At 74.5% G+C, this 13,903-nt stretch carries 15 protein-coding genes and 1 riboswitch; of the genes, 6 read left to right on the plus strand and 9 right to left on the minus strand.

Annotation, left to right across the window (positions count from 1 at the left end; all coding sequences use genetic code 11):
• Positions 1–94: 94 nt before the first annotated feature.
• From FHL79_RS08300 to FHL79_RS08315, 3 genes are all read right to left on the minus strand, one after another.
• A complete protein-coding gene (locus FHL79_RS08300; RefSeq protein ID WP_246080516.1) occupies positions 95–544 on the minus strand; it encodes a hypothetical protein in 450 nt (149 codons plus the stop codon).
• A gap of 119 nt (positions 545–663) precedes the next feature.
• Positions 664–969, minus strand: a complete 306-nt coding sequence (locus tag FHL79_RS08305) for a hypothetical protein (RefSeq protein ID WP_026847734.1) — start codon at positions 967–969, stop codon at positions 664–666.
• Positions 970–1,291: 322 nt separating this feature from the next.
• Entirely contained in the window at positions 1,292–2,725 is a 1,434-nt protein-coding gene (locus FHL79_RS08315) for a glycine hydroxymethyltransferase (RefSeq protein ID WP_138758142.1), read from the minus strand.
• Positions 2,726–2,742: 17 nt separating this feature from the next.
• Positions 2,743–2,824, minus strand: a riboswitch (ZMP/ZTP riboswitch).
• 110 nt (positions 2,825–2,934) lie between these two features.
• Between FHL79_RS08315 and FHL79_RS08320 the strand changes: the two genes are divergently transcribed.
• On the plus strand, positions 2,935–3,222 hold the full coding sequence (locus tag FHL79_RS08320; RefSeq protein WP_246080517.1) for a hypothetical protein: 288 nt from the start codon (positions 2,935–2,937) through the stop codon (positions 3,220–3,222).
• 44 nt (positions 3,223–3,266) lie between these two features.
• Here FHL79_RS08320 and FHL79_RS08325 read toward each other — a convergent pair whose 3' ends face one another.
• The 5 genes from FHL79_RS08325 to FHL79_RS08345 form a co-directional block, all read right to left on the minus strand.
• A complete protein-coding gene (locus FHL79_RS08325) occupies positions 3,267–4,646 on the minus strand; it encodes a metallopeptidase TldD-related protein (RefSeq protein WP_138758144.1) in 1,380 nt (459 codons plus the stop codon).
• Between the two features lie 76 nt (positions 4,647–4,722).
• Positions 4,723–6,237 carry a TldD/PmbA family protein gene (locus FHL79_RS08330; RefSeq protein ID WP_138758145.1) on the minus strand — a complete coding sequence of 505 codons (1,515 nt, stop codon included), beginning with the start codon at positions 6,235–6,237 and terminating at the stop codon, positions 4,723–4,725.
• Positions 6,238–6,324: 87 nt separating this feature from the next.
• Positions 6,325–8,193, minus strand: coding sequence for a cation:proton antiporter domain-containing protein (locus FHL79_RS08335; RefSeq protein WP_138758146.1), 1,869 nt, complete (start codon positions 8,191–8,193; stop codon positions 6,325–6,327).
• Between the two features lie 31 nt (positions 8,194–8,224).
• Entirely contained in the window at positions 8,225–8,563 is a 339-nt protein-coding gene (locus tag FHL79_RS08340; protein ID WP_138758147.1) for a UBP-type zinc finger domain-containing protein, read from the minus strand.
• Between the two features lie 152 nt (positions 8,564–8,715).
• On the minus strand, positions 8,716–9,075 hold the full coding sequence (locus FHL79_RS08345) for a nuclear transport factor 2 family protein (RefSeq protein WP_138758148.1): 360 nt from the start codon (positions 9,073–9,075) through the stop codon (positions 8,716–8,718).
• 81 nt (positions 9,076–9,156) lie between these two features.
• Here FHL79_RS08345 and FHL79_RS08350 point away from each other — a divergent pair, with 81 nt between their 5' ends.
• Together FHL79_RS08350 and FHL79_RS08355 are read left to right on the plus strand one after the other, a co-directional pair.
• Complete coding sequence (locus FHL79_RS08350; RefSeq protein ID WP_138758149.1) at positions 9,157–9,696, plus strand: MarR family winged helix-turn-helix transcriptional regulator; 540 nt, start codon at positions 9,157–9,159, stop codon at positions 9,694–9,696.
• A gap of 17 nt (positions 9,697–9,713) precedes the next feature.
• The gene (locus tag FHL79_RS08355; RefSeq protein WP_138758150.1) at positions 9,714–10,520 is read left to right on the plus strand and encodes an MBL fold metallo-hydrolase; all 807 of its coding nucleotides are present in this window, start codon (positions 9,714–9,716) and stop codon (positions 10,518–10,520) included.
• A 42-nt stretch (positions 10,521–10,562) separates the two neighbouring features.
• On the opposite strand, the gene FHL79_RS08360 is transcribed toward FHL79_RS08355, so the two are convergent.
• Positions 10,563–11,858 carry an amidohydrolase family protein gene (locus FHL79_RS08360; protein WP_138758151.1) on the minus strand — a complete coding sequence of 432 codons (1,296 nt, stop codon included), beginning with the start codon at positions 11,856–11,858 and terminating at the stop codon, positions 10,563–10,565.
• A 72-nt stretch (positions 11,859–11,930) separates the two neighbouring features.
• On the opposite strand from FHL79_RS08360, the gene FHL79_RS08365 reads away from it, so the two are divergent.
• Genes FHL79_RS08365 through FHL79_RS08375 form a run of 3 tightly spaced genes read left to right on the plus strand, consistent with a single transcriptional unit; the run spans position 11,931 to position 13,892 of the window.
• The gene (locus FHL79_RS08365) at positions 11,931–12,608 is read left to right on the plus strand and encodes a DedA family protein (RefSeq protein ID WP_138758152.1); all 678 of its coding nucleotides are present in this window, start codon (positions 11,931–11,933) and stop codon (positions 12,606–12,608) included.
• A gap of 4 nt (positions 12,609–12,612) precedes the next feature.
• A complete protein-coding gene (locus FHL79_RS08370; protein ID WP_138758153.1) occupies positions 12,613–13,284 on the plus strand; it encodes an HAD-IA family hydrolase in 672 nt (223 codons plus the stop codon).
• A complete protein-coding gene (locus tag FHL79_RS08375) occupies positions 13,281–13,892 on the plus strand; it encodes an alpha/beta hydrolase family protein (RefSeq protein WP_138758154.1) in 612 nt (203 codons plus the stop codon). The genes FHL79_RS08370 and FHL79_RS08375 overlap by 4 nt, the downstream gene beginning before the upstream one ends.
• Positions 13,893–13,903: the final 11 nt, after the last annotated feature.

Genomic DNA, 13,903 nt, shown 5'->3' on the forward strand with positions numbered 1-13,903 from the left:
GCGACGGGCTCCGCGCGCGTCAGACGGAAGGTAGGGAGATCGTGCCGTTGTCAAGAGCTCCGGCGCGCCGGGACCGATCGGTCCGCAGCGGACCTCAGTCCCACAGGCCCCGTGGGCCACTCCCGCCCCGGGCGGAGGGGATGAGCCGGTCCGCCACGGCGCCGGTGGCGAAGGAGTAGACCGCCTTGTGCGCGACGTCGACGACCTGGTCGCGGCGGGACCAGGTCCACGGCGGCGCGCCGACGCCGGTCACGTTCTCCAGCGTCTGGTCCACCGCGAGCCGCACCACGGTGTGCCAGGCCGAGGCGCGGGGACCGCGCAGCCCGGCGGCGGACCAGATGCCCCGCAGCGCCCCGACGACGGCGCCGGTGCCCCAGTGCATGAGGTGGTTGCGCACCGGTGGGCGCGCGGACCCCGGCAGCCGACGTCCGGTGGTCAGCGCGGTCAGCGTGCGTCCCGGCACGTAGGAGTCCGGACGGTGGGTGAACTGCTGCTCGAGCTTCTCCCCCGCGGTCATCACGGCGACGCCGGCGAGGCCGGCCACTGCTCCACGTGCTGCTGCTCGCGCCCACATGGCCGGAGGACTACCCCGGGTGCGGGGCCGGACACGCGACGAGCCGCCCACCGGTTGCCCGGCGGACGGCTCGTCGTGAGTCGGTGCGGTCAGCCCGCGGCGGGCTCGGAGGCCTCGAGCGCCTCGAGGGCGGCGACGTCGCGCAGGATGGCGGACAGCTCCGCGGAGCTCCAGGACTCGCAGCAGTCGCAGTCGCCGGTGGCGGTGAAGCTGCGCAGCCCGAGGCTGCCGCCGGCCTGGTCCTCGGCGAGGGCGAGCTGGCCGTCGTCGGGGTTGCGGTGGCACCGGCACGACGAGGCGCACATGCCCAGCCCCCAGCCCGACACGATCACGGACGGGCCGTTCTCGTGGACCTTGCCCAGCTGGAAGATCGAAGGCTTCTGGCAGTACGTCATGTCGGGCTCCCCTCGCCGTCCTGCCACGGTGGGCAGGGGGTCGTCATCGGCGTTCGGGGAGAAGTAGACACGAAGGGGGTTTCATGTCCGCGTCGGCGGGGCATGAAACGCGGCTTCGACAGCTCGTCCTGCTCATCCGTCCCACGGGTCGCTGGGGAACCTCCCGCACCGGCACCGGACGAGGCGACCACCCGGGACCGGTGGCAGGACATCGGACCGCTCCTCTTCGGCTCGCCACCGGCGGCACCCTGGCCGCCCACCGCGCCCAGGAGCTGTTCGGCTGGTTCGGCGGCCGCCGCGGCGCCGGCCGGTCGAGCGCGGGTCAGCGCCCGGAGAGGTCGACCTCCGGGTAGAGCGGGTGGGCGCCGACCAGCTCCTCGGCCCGGGCCCGCACCCGCTCGGCGACCGCGGCGTCGAGCCGGTAGCGGACCTTCGAGTCGCCGTCGGGCTGGGTGCTGGTCAGCACGTCGACGAGCAGCTCCCCGACCTCGGCGAGCTCGGCCTCGCGCAGGCCGCGGGTGGTCAGCGCCGGGGTGCCGAGCCGGATGCCGGAGGTGTACCAGGGACCGTTCGGGTCGGCGGGCACGGAGTTGCGGTTGGTCACCAGCCCGGCGTCCAGCAGTGCCGCCTCGGCCTGCCGGCCGGTGAGCCCGAAGCTGCTGACGTCGACCAGCACCAGGTGGTTGTCGGTGCCGCCGGTGACCAGCCGTGCGCCACGGCGCAGCAGCCCGTCGGCGAGCGCCTGGGCGTTGTCGACGATCTGCTGGGCGTAGCCGGCGAACTCCGGACGGCGGGCCTCGGCCAGCGCGACCGCCTTGGCCGCCATCACGTGCGGCAGCGGACCGCCGAGCACCATCGGGCATCCCCGGTCGACCTCCGGGGCGTACTCCTCGGTGCACAGCACCATCCCGCCGCGCGGGCCGCGCAGCGACTTGTGCGTGGTGGTGGTGACGACGTCGGCGTGCGGCACCGGGTCGAAGTCCCCGGTGAGCACCTTGCCCGCCACCAGACCGGCGAAGTGCGCCATGTCCACCAGCAGGGTGGCGCCCACCTCATCGGCGATCTCCCGCATCGCGGCGAAGTCGACCCGCCGCGGGTAGGCGGAGTAGCCCGCGACCAGGACCAGCGGCCGGAACTCGCGGGCCCGCTCGCGCAGCGCCGCGTAGTCGAGCAGCCCGGTCGCCGGGTCGGTGCCGTAGCTGGACTGGGAGAACATCTTGCCGGAGATGTTCGGCCGGAACCCGTGGGTGAGGTGGCCGCCGGCGTCCAGCGACATGCCCAGCATCCGCTGGTCGCCGAGCGCCCGGCGCAGCTGCGCCCAGTCGGCCTCGCTGAGCGCGTCGACGTTCCTCACGCCGGCCTCGGCCAGCGCCGGGCTCTCCACCCGGTGGGCCAGGATGGACCAGAAGGCGACCAGGTTGGCGTCGATGCCCGAGTGCGGCTGGACGTAGGCGTGGTCGGCGCCGAACAGCTCGCGGGCGTGCTCGGCGGCCAGCCGCTCGACGGTGTCGACGTTCTGGCAGGCGGCGTAGAACCGCCGCCCCGGCGTGCCCTCGGCGTACTTGTCGCTGAACCAGTTGCCCATCGCCAGCAGGACGGCGGGGCTGGCGTAGTTCTCGCTGGCGATGAGCTTGAGGCTCTCGCGCTGGTCGGTGAGCTCCTGCCCGATGGCGGCCGCCACCCGGGGCTCGACCTGCGCGATCACGTCCAGCGCGCCGGCGAAGGCGGCGGTCTCACGGCTGACGGTGGTGGTCATCGGGCACTCCTGGCGTCGACGGGGGCCCAGGCGCGCGGCGGTCGACGGAGCCGCTCCCCGGTGGTGGTCCACCTGTCAGCGCCAGTCACGGCCCACGGCGAGGATAGCGGCGGTCCGCCACCGACCCCGCGGCCGGCGGCCGGCGGCCCCGGATGGTCATCTGCCGGTGGTGCGGCGGCCATCCCGCTGGGTACTGCACCGGCATGTCCATGAGCGCACCGTTCGACCCGGTCCAGCCCTCCACCGACGACGGGATCCCCGCCGCGGACGCCGGGACCGGCGCACCGCCGCCGGCCGAGGGCTTCGGGGTCGGTGGCGAGGAGCCGGACCGCCCCGAGCAGACCGACGAGGAGAGCCCGGCCGCGACGCAGAGCGAGACCCCGTTCCGGACGCCGGACCCCACCGAGGTCGGGCCGGAGCCGACCGGCAACCCGGTCGACCCGGCCATCTCCACCGCGACGCCCGACCCCGGGCAGACCGGCCGAGACGAGCGCTGAGGGCCCTCCCCTGGGGCAGAAGTGGCCACTTCTGCCCCAGGGGGTCAGGACGCGGGCGAGACCGAGCTCATGTTGAAGTCCGGGATCCGCAGCATCGGCATCGCCGCCCGGGTGAACCAGTCGTTCCACTCCCGCGGCAGCGTCCGCTCGGTGCGGCTGGCCTCGGTGGCCCGCCCGAGCAGGTCGACAGGCGACTCGTTGAACCGGAAGTTGTTCACCGCCCCGCTGACCTCGCCGTCCTCCACCAGGAAGACGCCGTCGCGGGTGAGCCCGGTGACCAGCAGCGTCTGCGGGTCGACCTCCCGGATGTACCAGAGCGTGGTCAGCAGCAGCCCACGCTCGGTGCGGGCGATCATCTCGGCGGGCGACGCGGTCGCGGTGCGGTCCTCGAGCACGAGGTTGTCCAGCGCCGAGGTGGCCGGGGCCTCCGTCTTCAGCGCCCAGGCCCGCGGCCGGACCAGGTTGGTGAGCACGCCGTCGCGGATCCAGTCGACCGCCGGCGTGGCCATGCCGTTGTCGAACACCGACGCGCTGCCCGAGGAGCCACCGACCACCTGGAACGGCGAGGTCTCCAGACCGGGCGCGTCCGGGTCGCTGCGCAGGGTCAGCGGCAGCTGGGCCAGCCGGTCGCCGATCCGGTTGCCGCCGCCGGGCCGGGCGTAGACGCTGCGCCCCTCGTCGGCGTCCCGGGCCTCCATCGACCAGTAGGCGACGACCATCAGGTCGCTGACCGTCGACGGCGGCAGCAGCGTCTCGTAGCGGCCGGCCGGCAGGTCGATCCGCCGCCGCGACCAGGCCATCTTCTGCTGCACCTCGGCGGCCAGGTCGGCGACCCGGACGTCGGTGAAGTCGCGGGTGCCCACGCCGGCCCACACCGACCGGCCGAAGTCGGTGCTCTTGCCGTTGAGCTCCACCCGGCCGGTGGGCTGGTCGTGCCGCAGCCGTAGGCCGGTGGAGCTGCCCAGGTAGGTCGTCGCCAGCTGGTGCTCGGCGAACCCGAACAGCAGCTCGTCCCGGCCGCGGGCCTCGCCGAACGCCTGCCCGAGGGCGGGGGCGAAGTCGGCGAAGACGTCGATCGAGGTCTCCGCCGCGTCGGCGTCCCAGTCCCCGGCGCCGGGCGGCACCTCGCTGACCAACGGCATCGCGTCCTCGGCCGGGCCGGCGTCCCGGGCGGCTTGCTCGCTGGCCGCCACCAGCTCGGCGACGTCCGGGGTGCCGGTGCGGGCGACCGTGCCGGTGGCCATCCCGGCACCACCGTCGACGAAGGAGATGACGACGACCTGCCGGGAGCGCATGGCGCCGTTGGTGGTCAGGCTGTTGCTCGCCCAGCGGAGGTTGGCCTCCGAGCTCTCGGTGACGTAGGTGATCTGCCCGTCCGCCGTCGACGCCGCCAGCGCCCGCTCGACCAGCTCCTGCGGGGTCATGACGTCATCGCTCCGCTCCTCGCTCGCTGGCGCTCGCTGCGATGCTCACTCGTCGTCTCGCTGGCGCTCATCGACGTCACCGCCCGCCCTCCTGCTTGGTGTTGAGGATGGTCGTCTGCTCGAACAGCGCGGTCGGGCAGCCGTGGCTCACCGGCGCGACCTGGCCCGGCTGGGCCTTGCCGCAGTTGAACGCGCCGCCCAGCACGTAGGTCTGCGGGCCGCCGACCGCGGTCATCGAGCCCCAGAAGTCCGTCGTCGTCGCCTGGTAGGCCACGTCCCGGAGCTGCCCGGCCAGCTGCCCGCCCTCGATCTTGTAGAACCGCTGCCCGGTGAACTGGAAGTTGTACCGCTGCATGTCGATCGACCAGCTGTTGTCGCCGACCACGTAGACGCCGCGCTCGACCCCGGCGATGATCTCCTCCGTCGAGGGGCCGTCGGGGGTCGGCTGCAGCGAGACGTTGGCCATCCGCTGCACCGGCACGTGGGCGGCGGAGTCGGCGAAGGAGCAGCCGTTGGAACGCTCTGCACCCATCTTGGACGCCGTGTTGCGGTCGACCTGGTAGCCGACGAGCACACCGTCGCGGACGAGGTCCCACTGCTGGCCGGCGACGCCCTCGTCGTCCCAGCCGACGGTGGACAGGCCGTGCTCGGCGGTGCGGTCACCGGTGACGTTCAGCAGCGGCGAGCCGTACTGCAGGGTGCCCAGCTGGTCAGGCGTGGCGAAGGAGGTGCCGGCGTAGGCGGCCTCGTAGCCCAGCGCCCGGTCCAGCTCGGTGGCGTGGCCGATGGACTCGTGGATGGTCAGCCACAGGTTCGAGGGGTCGACGACCAGGTCGTACCGGCCGGGGTCGACCGAGGGGGCCTTCACCTTCTCCCGCAGCAGCTCCGGCAGCTCGGCGAGCTCACCGCGCCAGTCCCAGCCGCCGCCGGCGACGAACTCCCAGCCCTGGCCGACCGGTGGGGCGAGCGTGCGCATCGACTCGAAGGTGCCGGTGGTCCGGTCGACGGTGAGCGCGGTGAACTCGGGGTGCACGCGCACGCGCTGCTGACGGGTCCGGGTGCCGGCCGTGTCGGCGTAGAACTTCTGCTCCTTGACCTGCAGCGCGCTGGTCTGCACGTGCTCCACGCCGTCAGCGGCCAGCAGCTGCTCGGAGAGCTCGACGAGCAGCCCGGTCTTCTCCGCGTCCGGGACGGCGAACGGGTCGACCTCGTAGGCCGACACCCACTCGCCGTCGGCGTGCACCGGCTCGGGCGCCAGCTCGACGCGGTCGGTGTTCATCGCTGCGGACACCTGCGCGACGGCGACCGCCTCCTCGGCGAGCCGGACCGCCTCCGCCGCGGTCAGCACGACGCCGGCGGCGAACCCCCAGGTGCCCTCGTGCACGACGCGGACGGCGAGCCCCAGGTCCTCCCCGTTCCCCAGCGCCTCCAGCCGCGCATCGCGCAGCCGGATGCTCTGCGTGCGGATCCGCTCGACCCGCAGGTCGGCGTGCTCGCACCCCAGGTCGACCGCCCGGGTCAGCGCCGCGTCGGCGAGCGCGGACAGCGGGAGGGCGAGGAAGGACTCGTCGACGGACCGGGTCTGTGCCACGAGGTGGTGTCTACCCCATGCCCCGGCCTCGGCCCTGCTGCAGGGGCCCGCCGCGAGCTCGCGAGCGGTGGGGGGCAGCGGGGTCCTTCAGCCGAGCTCGCTGTCGACCCAGCACCAGCGCCAGGCCTCGTCGGGCTCGGCGCTCACCACCACCGGGTGCCCCTCCGCCCCGAAGTGCGCGCGGGAGTGCCGGCGCGGCGAGGAGTCGCAGCAGCCGACGTGGCCGCAGGTCAGGCAGGTGCGCAGGTGCACCCACGTCGTCCCCTCGCGCAGGCAGTCCTCGCAGGCCGACTCCGGGTGCGCCGCGCCCACCGGCGCCAGGCGCAGGTGCGCGCAGCGCTCGTCGCTGGGCCGGGGCGCCAGCGGTCGCTCGCGGTCCAGCGACTCCAGCTCCTCGTGGCGGTCGAGCAGCGACTCCTCGACGTCGATGGCGTTCAGCGCGGCCTCCAGCACCTCGGCCGGAGCGGTGCCGGCGTCGCGGGCGCGCACCACGACCTCCCGCTCGGCGTCGAGCATCGCCATCCTCAGCCGCGCGTAGATGCTGGACGGGGTCTGCTGGTCGGCCAGCGGCCGGCCCAGCCGCTCCCAGCTGGCGTGCGACCGCGCGGTGGACCGGTCGCGCAGCCGGTCGACGACGCCGTCCGGCTCGTCACCGGTGGTCAGCTCGGTGAGCCGCTGCTGCCCGGCAGCGTTGGCGGCGTCGCCGATCACCGCTGCCTGCAGCGCGTCCTCGGCGGGGTCGGGTGGCGGCAGGCCGACCTTGCGCACCAGCCAGGGCAGGGACGAGCCCTGCACCAGCAGGGTGCCGACGACGACGGTGAACGCCGCCAGCAGCAGCACCTCCCGGTTCGGCAGGTCCTCCGGCAGCACCTGGGCGGCGGCCAGCGTGACGACGCCGCGCATGCCCGCCCAGGAGACCAGCCCGGCGACCGCGGGGCTCCAGGCCAGCCGGCGCATCCCCGGCGTGCCGACGGTCAGGATCCCGGCCAGTCCGAACACGAACACGAAGCGCACGACCACGGTGGCCACCAGCACCCCGACGCAGACCGCGACGATCCTCCCCGTCCCCAGGCCGCTGTCGGCGGCGCCGGAGAGCAGCCCGGGCAGCTGCATCCCGATGAGCAGGAACACGCCGTTCTCCAGCACGAACGCGACGGTGCGCCAGGTGATCGCCTCGGTCACCCGGGCCGTCGCCGTCTGCACCTTCGGGGAGACGTGCGCCAGCGCCAGCCCGGTGACGACGGTGGCCAGCACACCCGAGGCGTGCACCTCCTCCGCGGCGAGGAAGGCCAGGTAGGGGGCCACGAAGGAGACCAGGGTGTCCAGCACGGGGTCCTGCACCCGGGCCCGCACGACGGCGAGCACCGCGGCGACCACGCCGCCGACGAGCACCGCGCCCACGACCGCCCAGGCGAACTCGCCGGCGACCTCGACGGGTGAGGGCTCCGTGGTCAGCGCCGAGACGGCGACGCTCAGCGCGATCAGCGCCGCCGCGTCGTTGACCAGGCTCTCGTGCTCCAGCAGGGTCGCGACCCGCCGCGGCAGCCCCAGCCGGCGGCCGATCGCCGAGGCCGCGATCGCGTCGGGTGGCGCGACCACCGCGCCCAGCGCCAGCGCGGCCGCCAAGGCCACGCCGGGCAGCAGCAACCAGGTGACCCAGCCGACGAACAGCGTGGTGACGACGACGAGCACCACCGACATCGAGACGATGCTGGCCTTGTTGTGCTTGAAGTCGAACAGCGACGTCCGGGCGGTGGTGGCGTACAGCAGCGGCGGGAGGATGGCGAAGAGCACCACGTCCGGGTCCAGCTGCACGTCCGGCACGTGCGGCAGGTAGGACGCCGCGGCGCCGACCACCACGAGCACCAGCGGGGTCGGCCAACCGAACCGGTTGCACATGCCGGCGACGACGCCGACCGCGATCACCAGCGCCACCAGCTGGGCGGTCAGCTCCATGCTCGGTCCGTCTCCACGGACACCGATCCTCTCAGTGCAGGTGCTCAGCCCAGTCGGCCGGCACCCGGCCGGCCGGGCCGGGCACCGGCTGCCCCGCGGGGTGCGCGGTCGGGGGCGCCAGCTGCGGACCGTCGGCGAACTCACCTTCCACGTAGTCCCAGAACCAGCCCTCGCCCGGCTCGAAGCTCTGCACGATCCGGTGGCCGGAACCGTGGGCGTGCGCCGTGGCGTGCTGGTTGGGCGAGGAGTCGCAGCAGCCGACGTGCCCGCACGCCGCGCACCGGCGCAGGTGCAGCCACCACGCGCCGCTGGCCTCGCACTCCACGCACCCCGTGCCGCTGGGCGGGGCGGTCGGGTCGATCTGGTCCATGGGTGCTCCTCGTGAGGTCGATGCGCCGCCGTGAGTCTCACCCAGCGGCGGCTCCTCCGGAAGCTCGTGCTCTGCTGCCGCCCGGGCAGCAGAGCACGAGCCCTCGCGATCAGACCTGGGCCGTGCGGAGGAGTGGACCGCCGCCGCGGGCTTCAGGCGTCGAGCACGGTCCACAGCCGGGCGATCCGACCGTCGACCACCTGGGCGACGTCCAGGCCGCCGAGCACCGGCTCCCCACCCGGCGGGCCGAGTCGCCAGGCCCGCATGCCCAGGTCGCCCACGCCACGGAACGACCCGGCCGGCGTGAAGACCAGACCCGGCCCCTGGGCCAGCAGCCCGGTCACCGTGGCCGCCAGCTCCTCCCGGCCGGTCGCGGTCTGCCCGGCGTCGACGAACACCACGTCCGCGGTGAACACCGCGGCGATCACCTCGGCGCGCCGCTGCGGGTCCGGCTCGTTGAAGACGCCCTGGAGCATGCGCTCCAGCAACTGCTCACTGCTGGGCTCGGACACGGGCGCCTCCCGGCTCGACGTCGGCTGGACGGCGATGCACGGTCGACACCGACGGGGCCGTCACGGAGGAAGCTACATGACATGTCACCCAATCCGAACGGTCCTCCGGTCCCGCCGGCGCTCAGCCCCGAGCAGCAGGGGACCTGGTTCGCCTACATGCGGGTGATGCTGCGGCTGGGCTACGAGATGAACCGGCAGCTGCAGACCGACAGCGACCTGTCCCTGCCGGACTTCGACGTCCTCAACGCGCTGGCCGACTCGCCGGACGGGCGGCTGCAGCTGACCGGGCTGGCCACCCGGCTCGCCTGGGAGCGCAGCCGGCTGTCCCACCACCTGCAGCGGATGAGCGCCCGCGGGCTGGTCGAGCGGAGCCCGTCGGCCACCGACCGGCGGGCGACCGACGCCGTCCTGACCGACGCGGGCCGGGCGGCGCTGACCGCGGCCACCCCGGGTCACACGGACCTGGTGCGGCGGATGTTCTTCGACGGGCTGGACCCGGCACTGCTGCCCGCGCTGCGCACCGCCCTGGAGCAGGTGCACGAGCAGGTGCTCGTGCACGGCACGCTGCCGCGCCCCGGTCAGCCGCAGCGGCGACTGCCGGGGTTGGAGCCCGCGGGCTGACGGGTACCCGCCGCGGCATGGCCGGCGACGAGCACGACGTCACGCTCACCTTCGGCGGCAACGCGACGACCCTGCTCCGGCTGGGACCGTTCACGCTGCTGACCGACCCCAACTTCCTGCACCGGGGGCAGCGCGCCTACCTGGGCTACGGGCTGTTCACCAAGCGGCTCACCGAGCCCGCGCTGCAGCCCACCCAGCTGCCGGTGCTGGACGCGATCCTGCTGTCCCACCTGCACGACGACCACTGGGACGCGATCGCCACCCGCTCGCTGCCCAAGGACACGCCGGTGGTGACCACCCCGGCGGCCGCGCGGGAGCTGGCTGAGAAGGGCTTCGGCGCGACCAGCGACCTCACCGACTGGCAGACCCACGAGCTCACCTCCGGGACGACGACGCTGCGGATCACCTCGGTGCCCGGCGTGCACGGCCCGGGCCTGCTCGGCCGGCTGCTGCCGCCGGTGATGGGCAGCGTGCTCGAGCTCGTCGACGACGGCACGGTCACCTGGCGGGGCTACATCAGCGGTGACACGCTCTACCGCCGGGACATCGGGGAGGTGCTGCAGCGCTGCGGCCCCCTCGACGTCGCCATCCCGCACCTGGGCGGCACCAAGGCGTACGGCTTCACGGTGACCATGGACGGCCGCCAGGGCGCCGACCTGGTCGAGCTGCTCCGGCCCGCGGTCGTCGTCCCGGTGCACTACGACGACTACACGGCGTTCAACAGCCCGCTCGGTGACTTCGTCGCCGAGGTCGCCACCCGCCGCGCCCCGGGGGAGATCCGCACCGTGGGCCGCGGCCAGACCATCTCACTGCGCGCCACCTGAGTGGAGTCCCAGCGCATCGTGTTCCGAGCGCTGGGACTCCACTCAGCGGCCGGCCAGCCGCATCGCCCGGGTCTGCACGTCCGCCCGCAGGGCCGCCTCGTCCACGGTGGTGCTGATGCCGTCGCGCACCACCTGCCGGCCGGCGACCCAGGTGTCCCGGACGTGCCGGGAACCGACCGACCAGACCAGGTGGGTGACCAGGTCGGTCACGTCGCCGACGGGGGTGAACGCGATGTCCTCGGTGTCCACGTGCACCAGGTCCGCCCGCCGTCCGGCGGTGAGCTGACCCAGGTCCTCGCGCCCGATGGCCGCGGCCGCCGCCCCGGTGGCCAGCCAGAGCGCCTCCGGGGCCGTGAGCGCGGTCGCGTCCCGCTCGCGGAGCCGGGCCAGCTGAGCGGCCAGCCGGAGGTCCTCGAAGAGGTCCAGGTTGTCGTTCGACGCCGGCCCGTCGGTGCCCATGCCGACGCGGATGCCCAGATCGAGCATGTCCCGCAGCCGCGCGGTGCCGCTGGCCAGCTTGCTGTTGCTGCCCGGGCAGTGGGCCACCGCGACGTCGTACTCCCGCCACAGCTCCAGGTCGCCGTCGTCCATGTGCACGCAGTGCGCGCCGAGCACCCGGCCGCCCAGCACGTCGTGGGCGGCCAGCAGCGCCGGGACGCTCAGCCCGTGGGTGGCCAGCAGCTCGTTTCCCTCGGTGGCGGTCTCCGCGACGTGCACGGTGAGCAGCAGGCCGTGCTCGCGGGCGGCCTCGGCTGCCTGGGTGAGCACCGGGAGGGGGACCGTGTACGCCGAGTGCGGACCGATGCCGAACTCGACCTGCTCGTCGCTGTTCCCGGCCAGCCCCACGGCGGTGGCCAGCTGCTCGTCGAAGGTGCCGAAGCCGGGCAGCCCGATGAGCGGGTTGGCCACCACCGCCCGGGCGCCGGTGGCCCGGACCGCCGACCCGATCCGCTCGGGCTGGAAGTACATCTCCACGCTGGTGGTGACCCCGTGCCGGAGCATCTCCGCCGACGCGGCGGTCATCGCCACCTCGACGTCCTCGGGGGTGAGCCTCGCCTCACGCGGCCACATCACCTCCCGCAGCCAGCGGTCCAGCGGCAGCCCCTCGCCCTGCCCCCGGAACAGCACCATCGGGGCGTGCGAGTGGGTGTTCACCATGCCCGGGGTGAGCACCCCGGGCAGCTGCCTGACCTCGGCCTCCTCCGGCACGGGCGGTGCGTCCGCGGCCGGGCCGACCCAGCTGATCACGCCGTCGCCGACGTCCAGCACGGCATCGGGGACGACGGTGCCGGCACGGTCGCCGACGACGACGGCGCGGGCGGTGAAGCGCTGCAGCATGGACGCTGAACCTACTGGCGCGGCCGCGGCCGGGCCCGGCGACGCACGCGGACCGCCGATACCGTGGGTCCCATGCCCGTCCTCGCCGCCGCCTCGTCCGACCAGGGGGGCATCACCGGCTTCCTGCTGGACCTCGTCGACAAGCTGGGCGCGGTCGGTGTCGGCCTCACCATCCTGATCGAGACCGTCATCCCGCCGATCCCCAGCGAGGCGGTGCTCGGCGCCGCCGGGGTGCTGATCAACGACGGTCGGCTCTCCGTCGTCCCGGTGGTCCTCTTCGCCACCCTCGGCTCGGTGGTCGGGGCGCTGGTCCTCTACTGGGTCGGCCGGGCCCTGGGCCCCCGCCGCTCGCACGCCTTCCTCGACCGGCTGCCCCTGGTCGCCACCGAGGACGTCGACCGGACCTTTGAATGGTTCGAGCGGCACGGGCGCTCCGCGGTCTTCTTCGGCCGCATGGTCCCGATCGTGCGCAGCTTCGTGTCGGTGCCGGCCGGTGTGGTGAAGATGCCGCTGCCGCAGTTCCTGGCGTTCACCACCGCAGGCAGCCTGATCTGGAACAGCGTGCTGATCGGGCTCGGCGTCGCCGCCGGCGACTTCGTCGAGGCCAACCTGCACTACCTGGACTACGCCGTCGTCGCGGCGGTGGTCCTGGGCGTGGGCTGGTTCGTCTACAAGAAGGTGACCGGCGGGTTCAGCCGTCCCGCGGACGCCGGCGTCGACCTGCCGGTCGACGAGCGGGACGAGGCCTGACGCGGTGCGCACCCGCCCGGACGTCGTCGCCTTCGACGTCAACGAGACCCTGCTGGACCTCGCGCCGGTCGGCGCCGCGCTGGTCGAGCACGGCCAGTCCGAGCAGCTGCTGCCCTCGGTCTTCTCGCGGACCCTGCTCACCGGGTTCGCCGGCGTGGCCCTGGGCACCTGGTTCCCGTTCCGGGCCGCCTTCGAGACCTCGGTGGCACAGCTGACCGGCTTGCCGCCGGCCGCCTGTTCCGCGGTCGCCGACGCCTTCGGTGAGCTCTCCCCCCATCCGGACGTCGAGCCCGCGCTGCGCCTGCTGACCGAGGCCGGCGTGCGCGCGGTGACGCTGAGCCACGGGTCCCCGGGGGTGGCGGAGGCGGGGCTGGCCCGCGGCGGGGTCGCCGCCCTGGTGGAGCAGACCCTGACCTCGGAGTCGATCCGCGCCTGGAAGCCCGCCCGCGAGGCCTACCTGTGGGCGGCGGGGACCTGCGGCGTCGCCCCCGACCGGATGGCCCTGGTCGCCGCGCACTCGTGGGACGTCGCCGGCGCCCGCCGGGCGGGGCTGACGGCGGCGTTCACCTCGAACCGGGCCGAGCGGGTGTACGCCGAGGTCCTCGAGCCCCCGCACGTGCAGGGCGCCTCCCTCGTCGAGGCGGTCGAGGCGCTGCTCGCCCTCCCCCGCGGGTGACCGCCCGCGAGGTCCGCACCCCGCTGGGCCCGGCGCGGGTGCACTGCACCGGGCCGGCGGCCGGGGTCGCCGGCACGCTGGTGCTCGGGCACGGTGCCGGTGGCGGGGTGGACTCCGCCGACCTGCGTGCCGTCGCCGCGGCCGGGGCGGCGGCTCGGTGGCGGGTGCTGCTGGTCGAGCAGCCGTGGCGGGTCGCCGGACGCCGGATCGCGCCCGCGCCGCCGCGGCTGGACGAGGCCTGGACGGCGGTGCTGGTAGAGGTGCGCGACCTGCTCGGCGGCCCGCTGGTGCTCGGCGGCCGCAGCGCCGGGGCGCGGGTGGCCTGCCGGACGGCGGCGGCGCAGGGTGCGGCCGGGGTCCTCGCCCTGGCCTTCCCGCTGCACCCGCCCGGCAGGCCGGAGAAGAGCCGCGCCGCCGAACTGCACGGCGTCGACGTCCCGCTGGTCGTCGTGCAGGGCCAGACCGACGCCTTCGGCCGCCCGGCCGAGGTGGAGGCGGCCCTGGCCGGGCACGCCGGCACCGTCCGCCCCGTCCCCGGTGACCACGGGCTGCGCAAGGACCCCGCCGCCGTCGCCACCGCCGCCGTCAGCTGGCTGGGGCGGCTCTGACGGCGGGTCCG

This window comes from Modestobacter altitudinis, from assembly GCF_005930475.1.
Lineage (GTDB): Bacteria > Actinomycetota > Actinomycetes > Mycobacteriales > Geodermatophilaceae > Modestobacter > Modestobacter altitudinis.

Bases quoted from the DNA above. Each gene is read 5' to 3' on its own strand.
- FHL79_RS08305 (WP_026847734.1), bottom strand. From the start codon at position 969: ATGACGTACTGCCAGAAGCCTTCGATCTTCCAGCTGGGCAAGGTCCAC.
- FHL79_RS08315 (WP_138758142.1), bottom strand. From the start codon at position 2,725: ATGACCACCACCGTCAGCCGTGAGACCGCCGCCTTCGCCGGCGCGCTG.
- FHL79_RS08320 (WP_246080517.1), top strand. From the start codon at position 2,935: ATGAGCGCACCGTTCGACCCGGTCCAGCCCTCCACCGACGACGGGATC.
- FHL79_RS08325 (WP_138758144.1), bottom strand. From the start codon at position 4,646: ATGACCCCGCAGGAGCTGGTCGAGCGGGCGCTGGCGGCGTCGACGGCG.
- FHL79_RS08335 (WP_138758146.1), bottom strand. From the start codon at position 8,193: ATGGAGCTGACCGCCCAGCTGGTGGCGCTGGTGATCGCGGTCGGCGTC.
- FHL79_RS08340 (WP_138758147.1), bottom strand. From the start codon at position 8,563: ATGGACCAGATCGACCCGACCGCCCCGCCCAGCGGCACGGGGTGCGTG.
- FHL79_RS08350 (WP_138758149.1), top strand. From the start codon at position 9,157: ATGTCACCCAATCCGAACGGTCCTCCGGTCCCGCCGGCGCTCAGCCCC.
- FHL79_RS08355 (WP_138758150.1), top strand. From the start codon at position 9,714: ATGGCCGGCGACGAGCACGACGTCACGCTCACCTTCGGCGGCAACGCG.
- FHL79_RS08360 (WP_138758151.1), bottom strand. From the start codon at position 11,858: ATGCTGCAGCGCTTCACCGCCCGCGCCGTCGTCGTCGGCGACCGTGCC.
- FHL79_RS08365 (WP_138758152.1), top strand. From the start codon at position 11,931: ATGCCCGTCCTCGCCGCCGCCTCGTCCGACCAGGGGGGCATCACCGGC.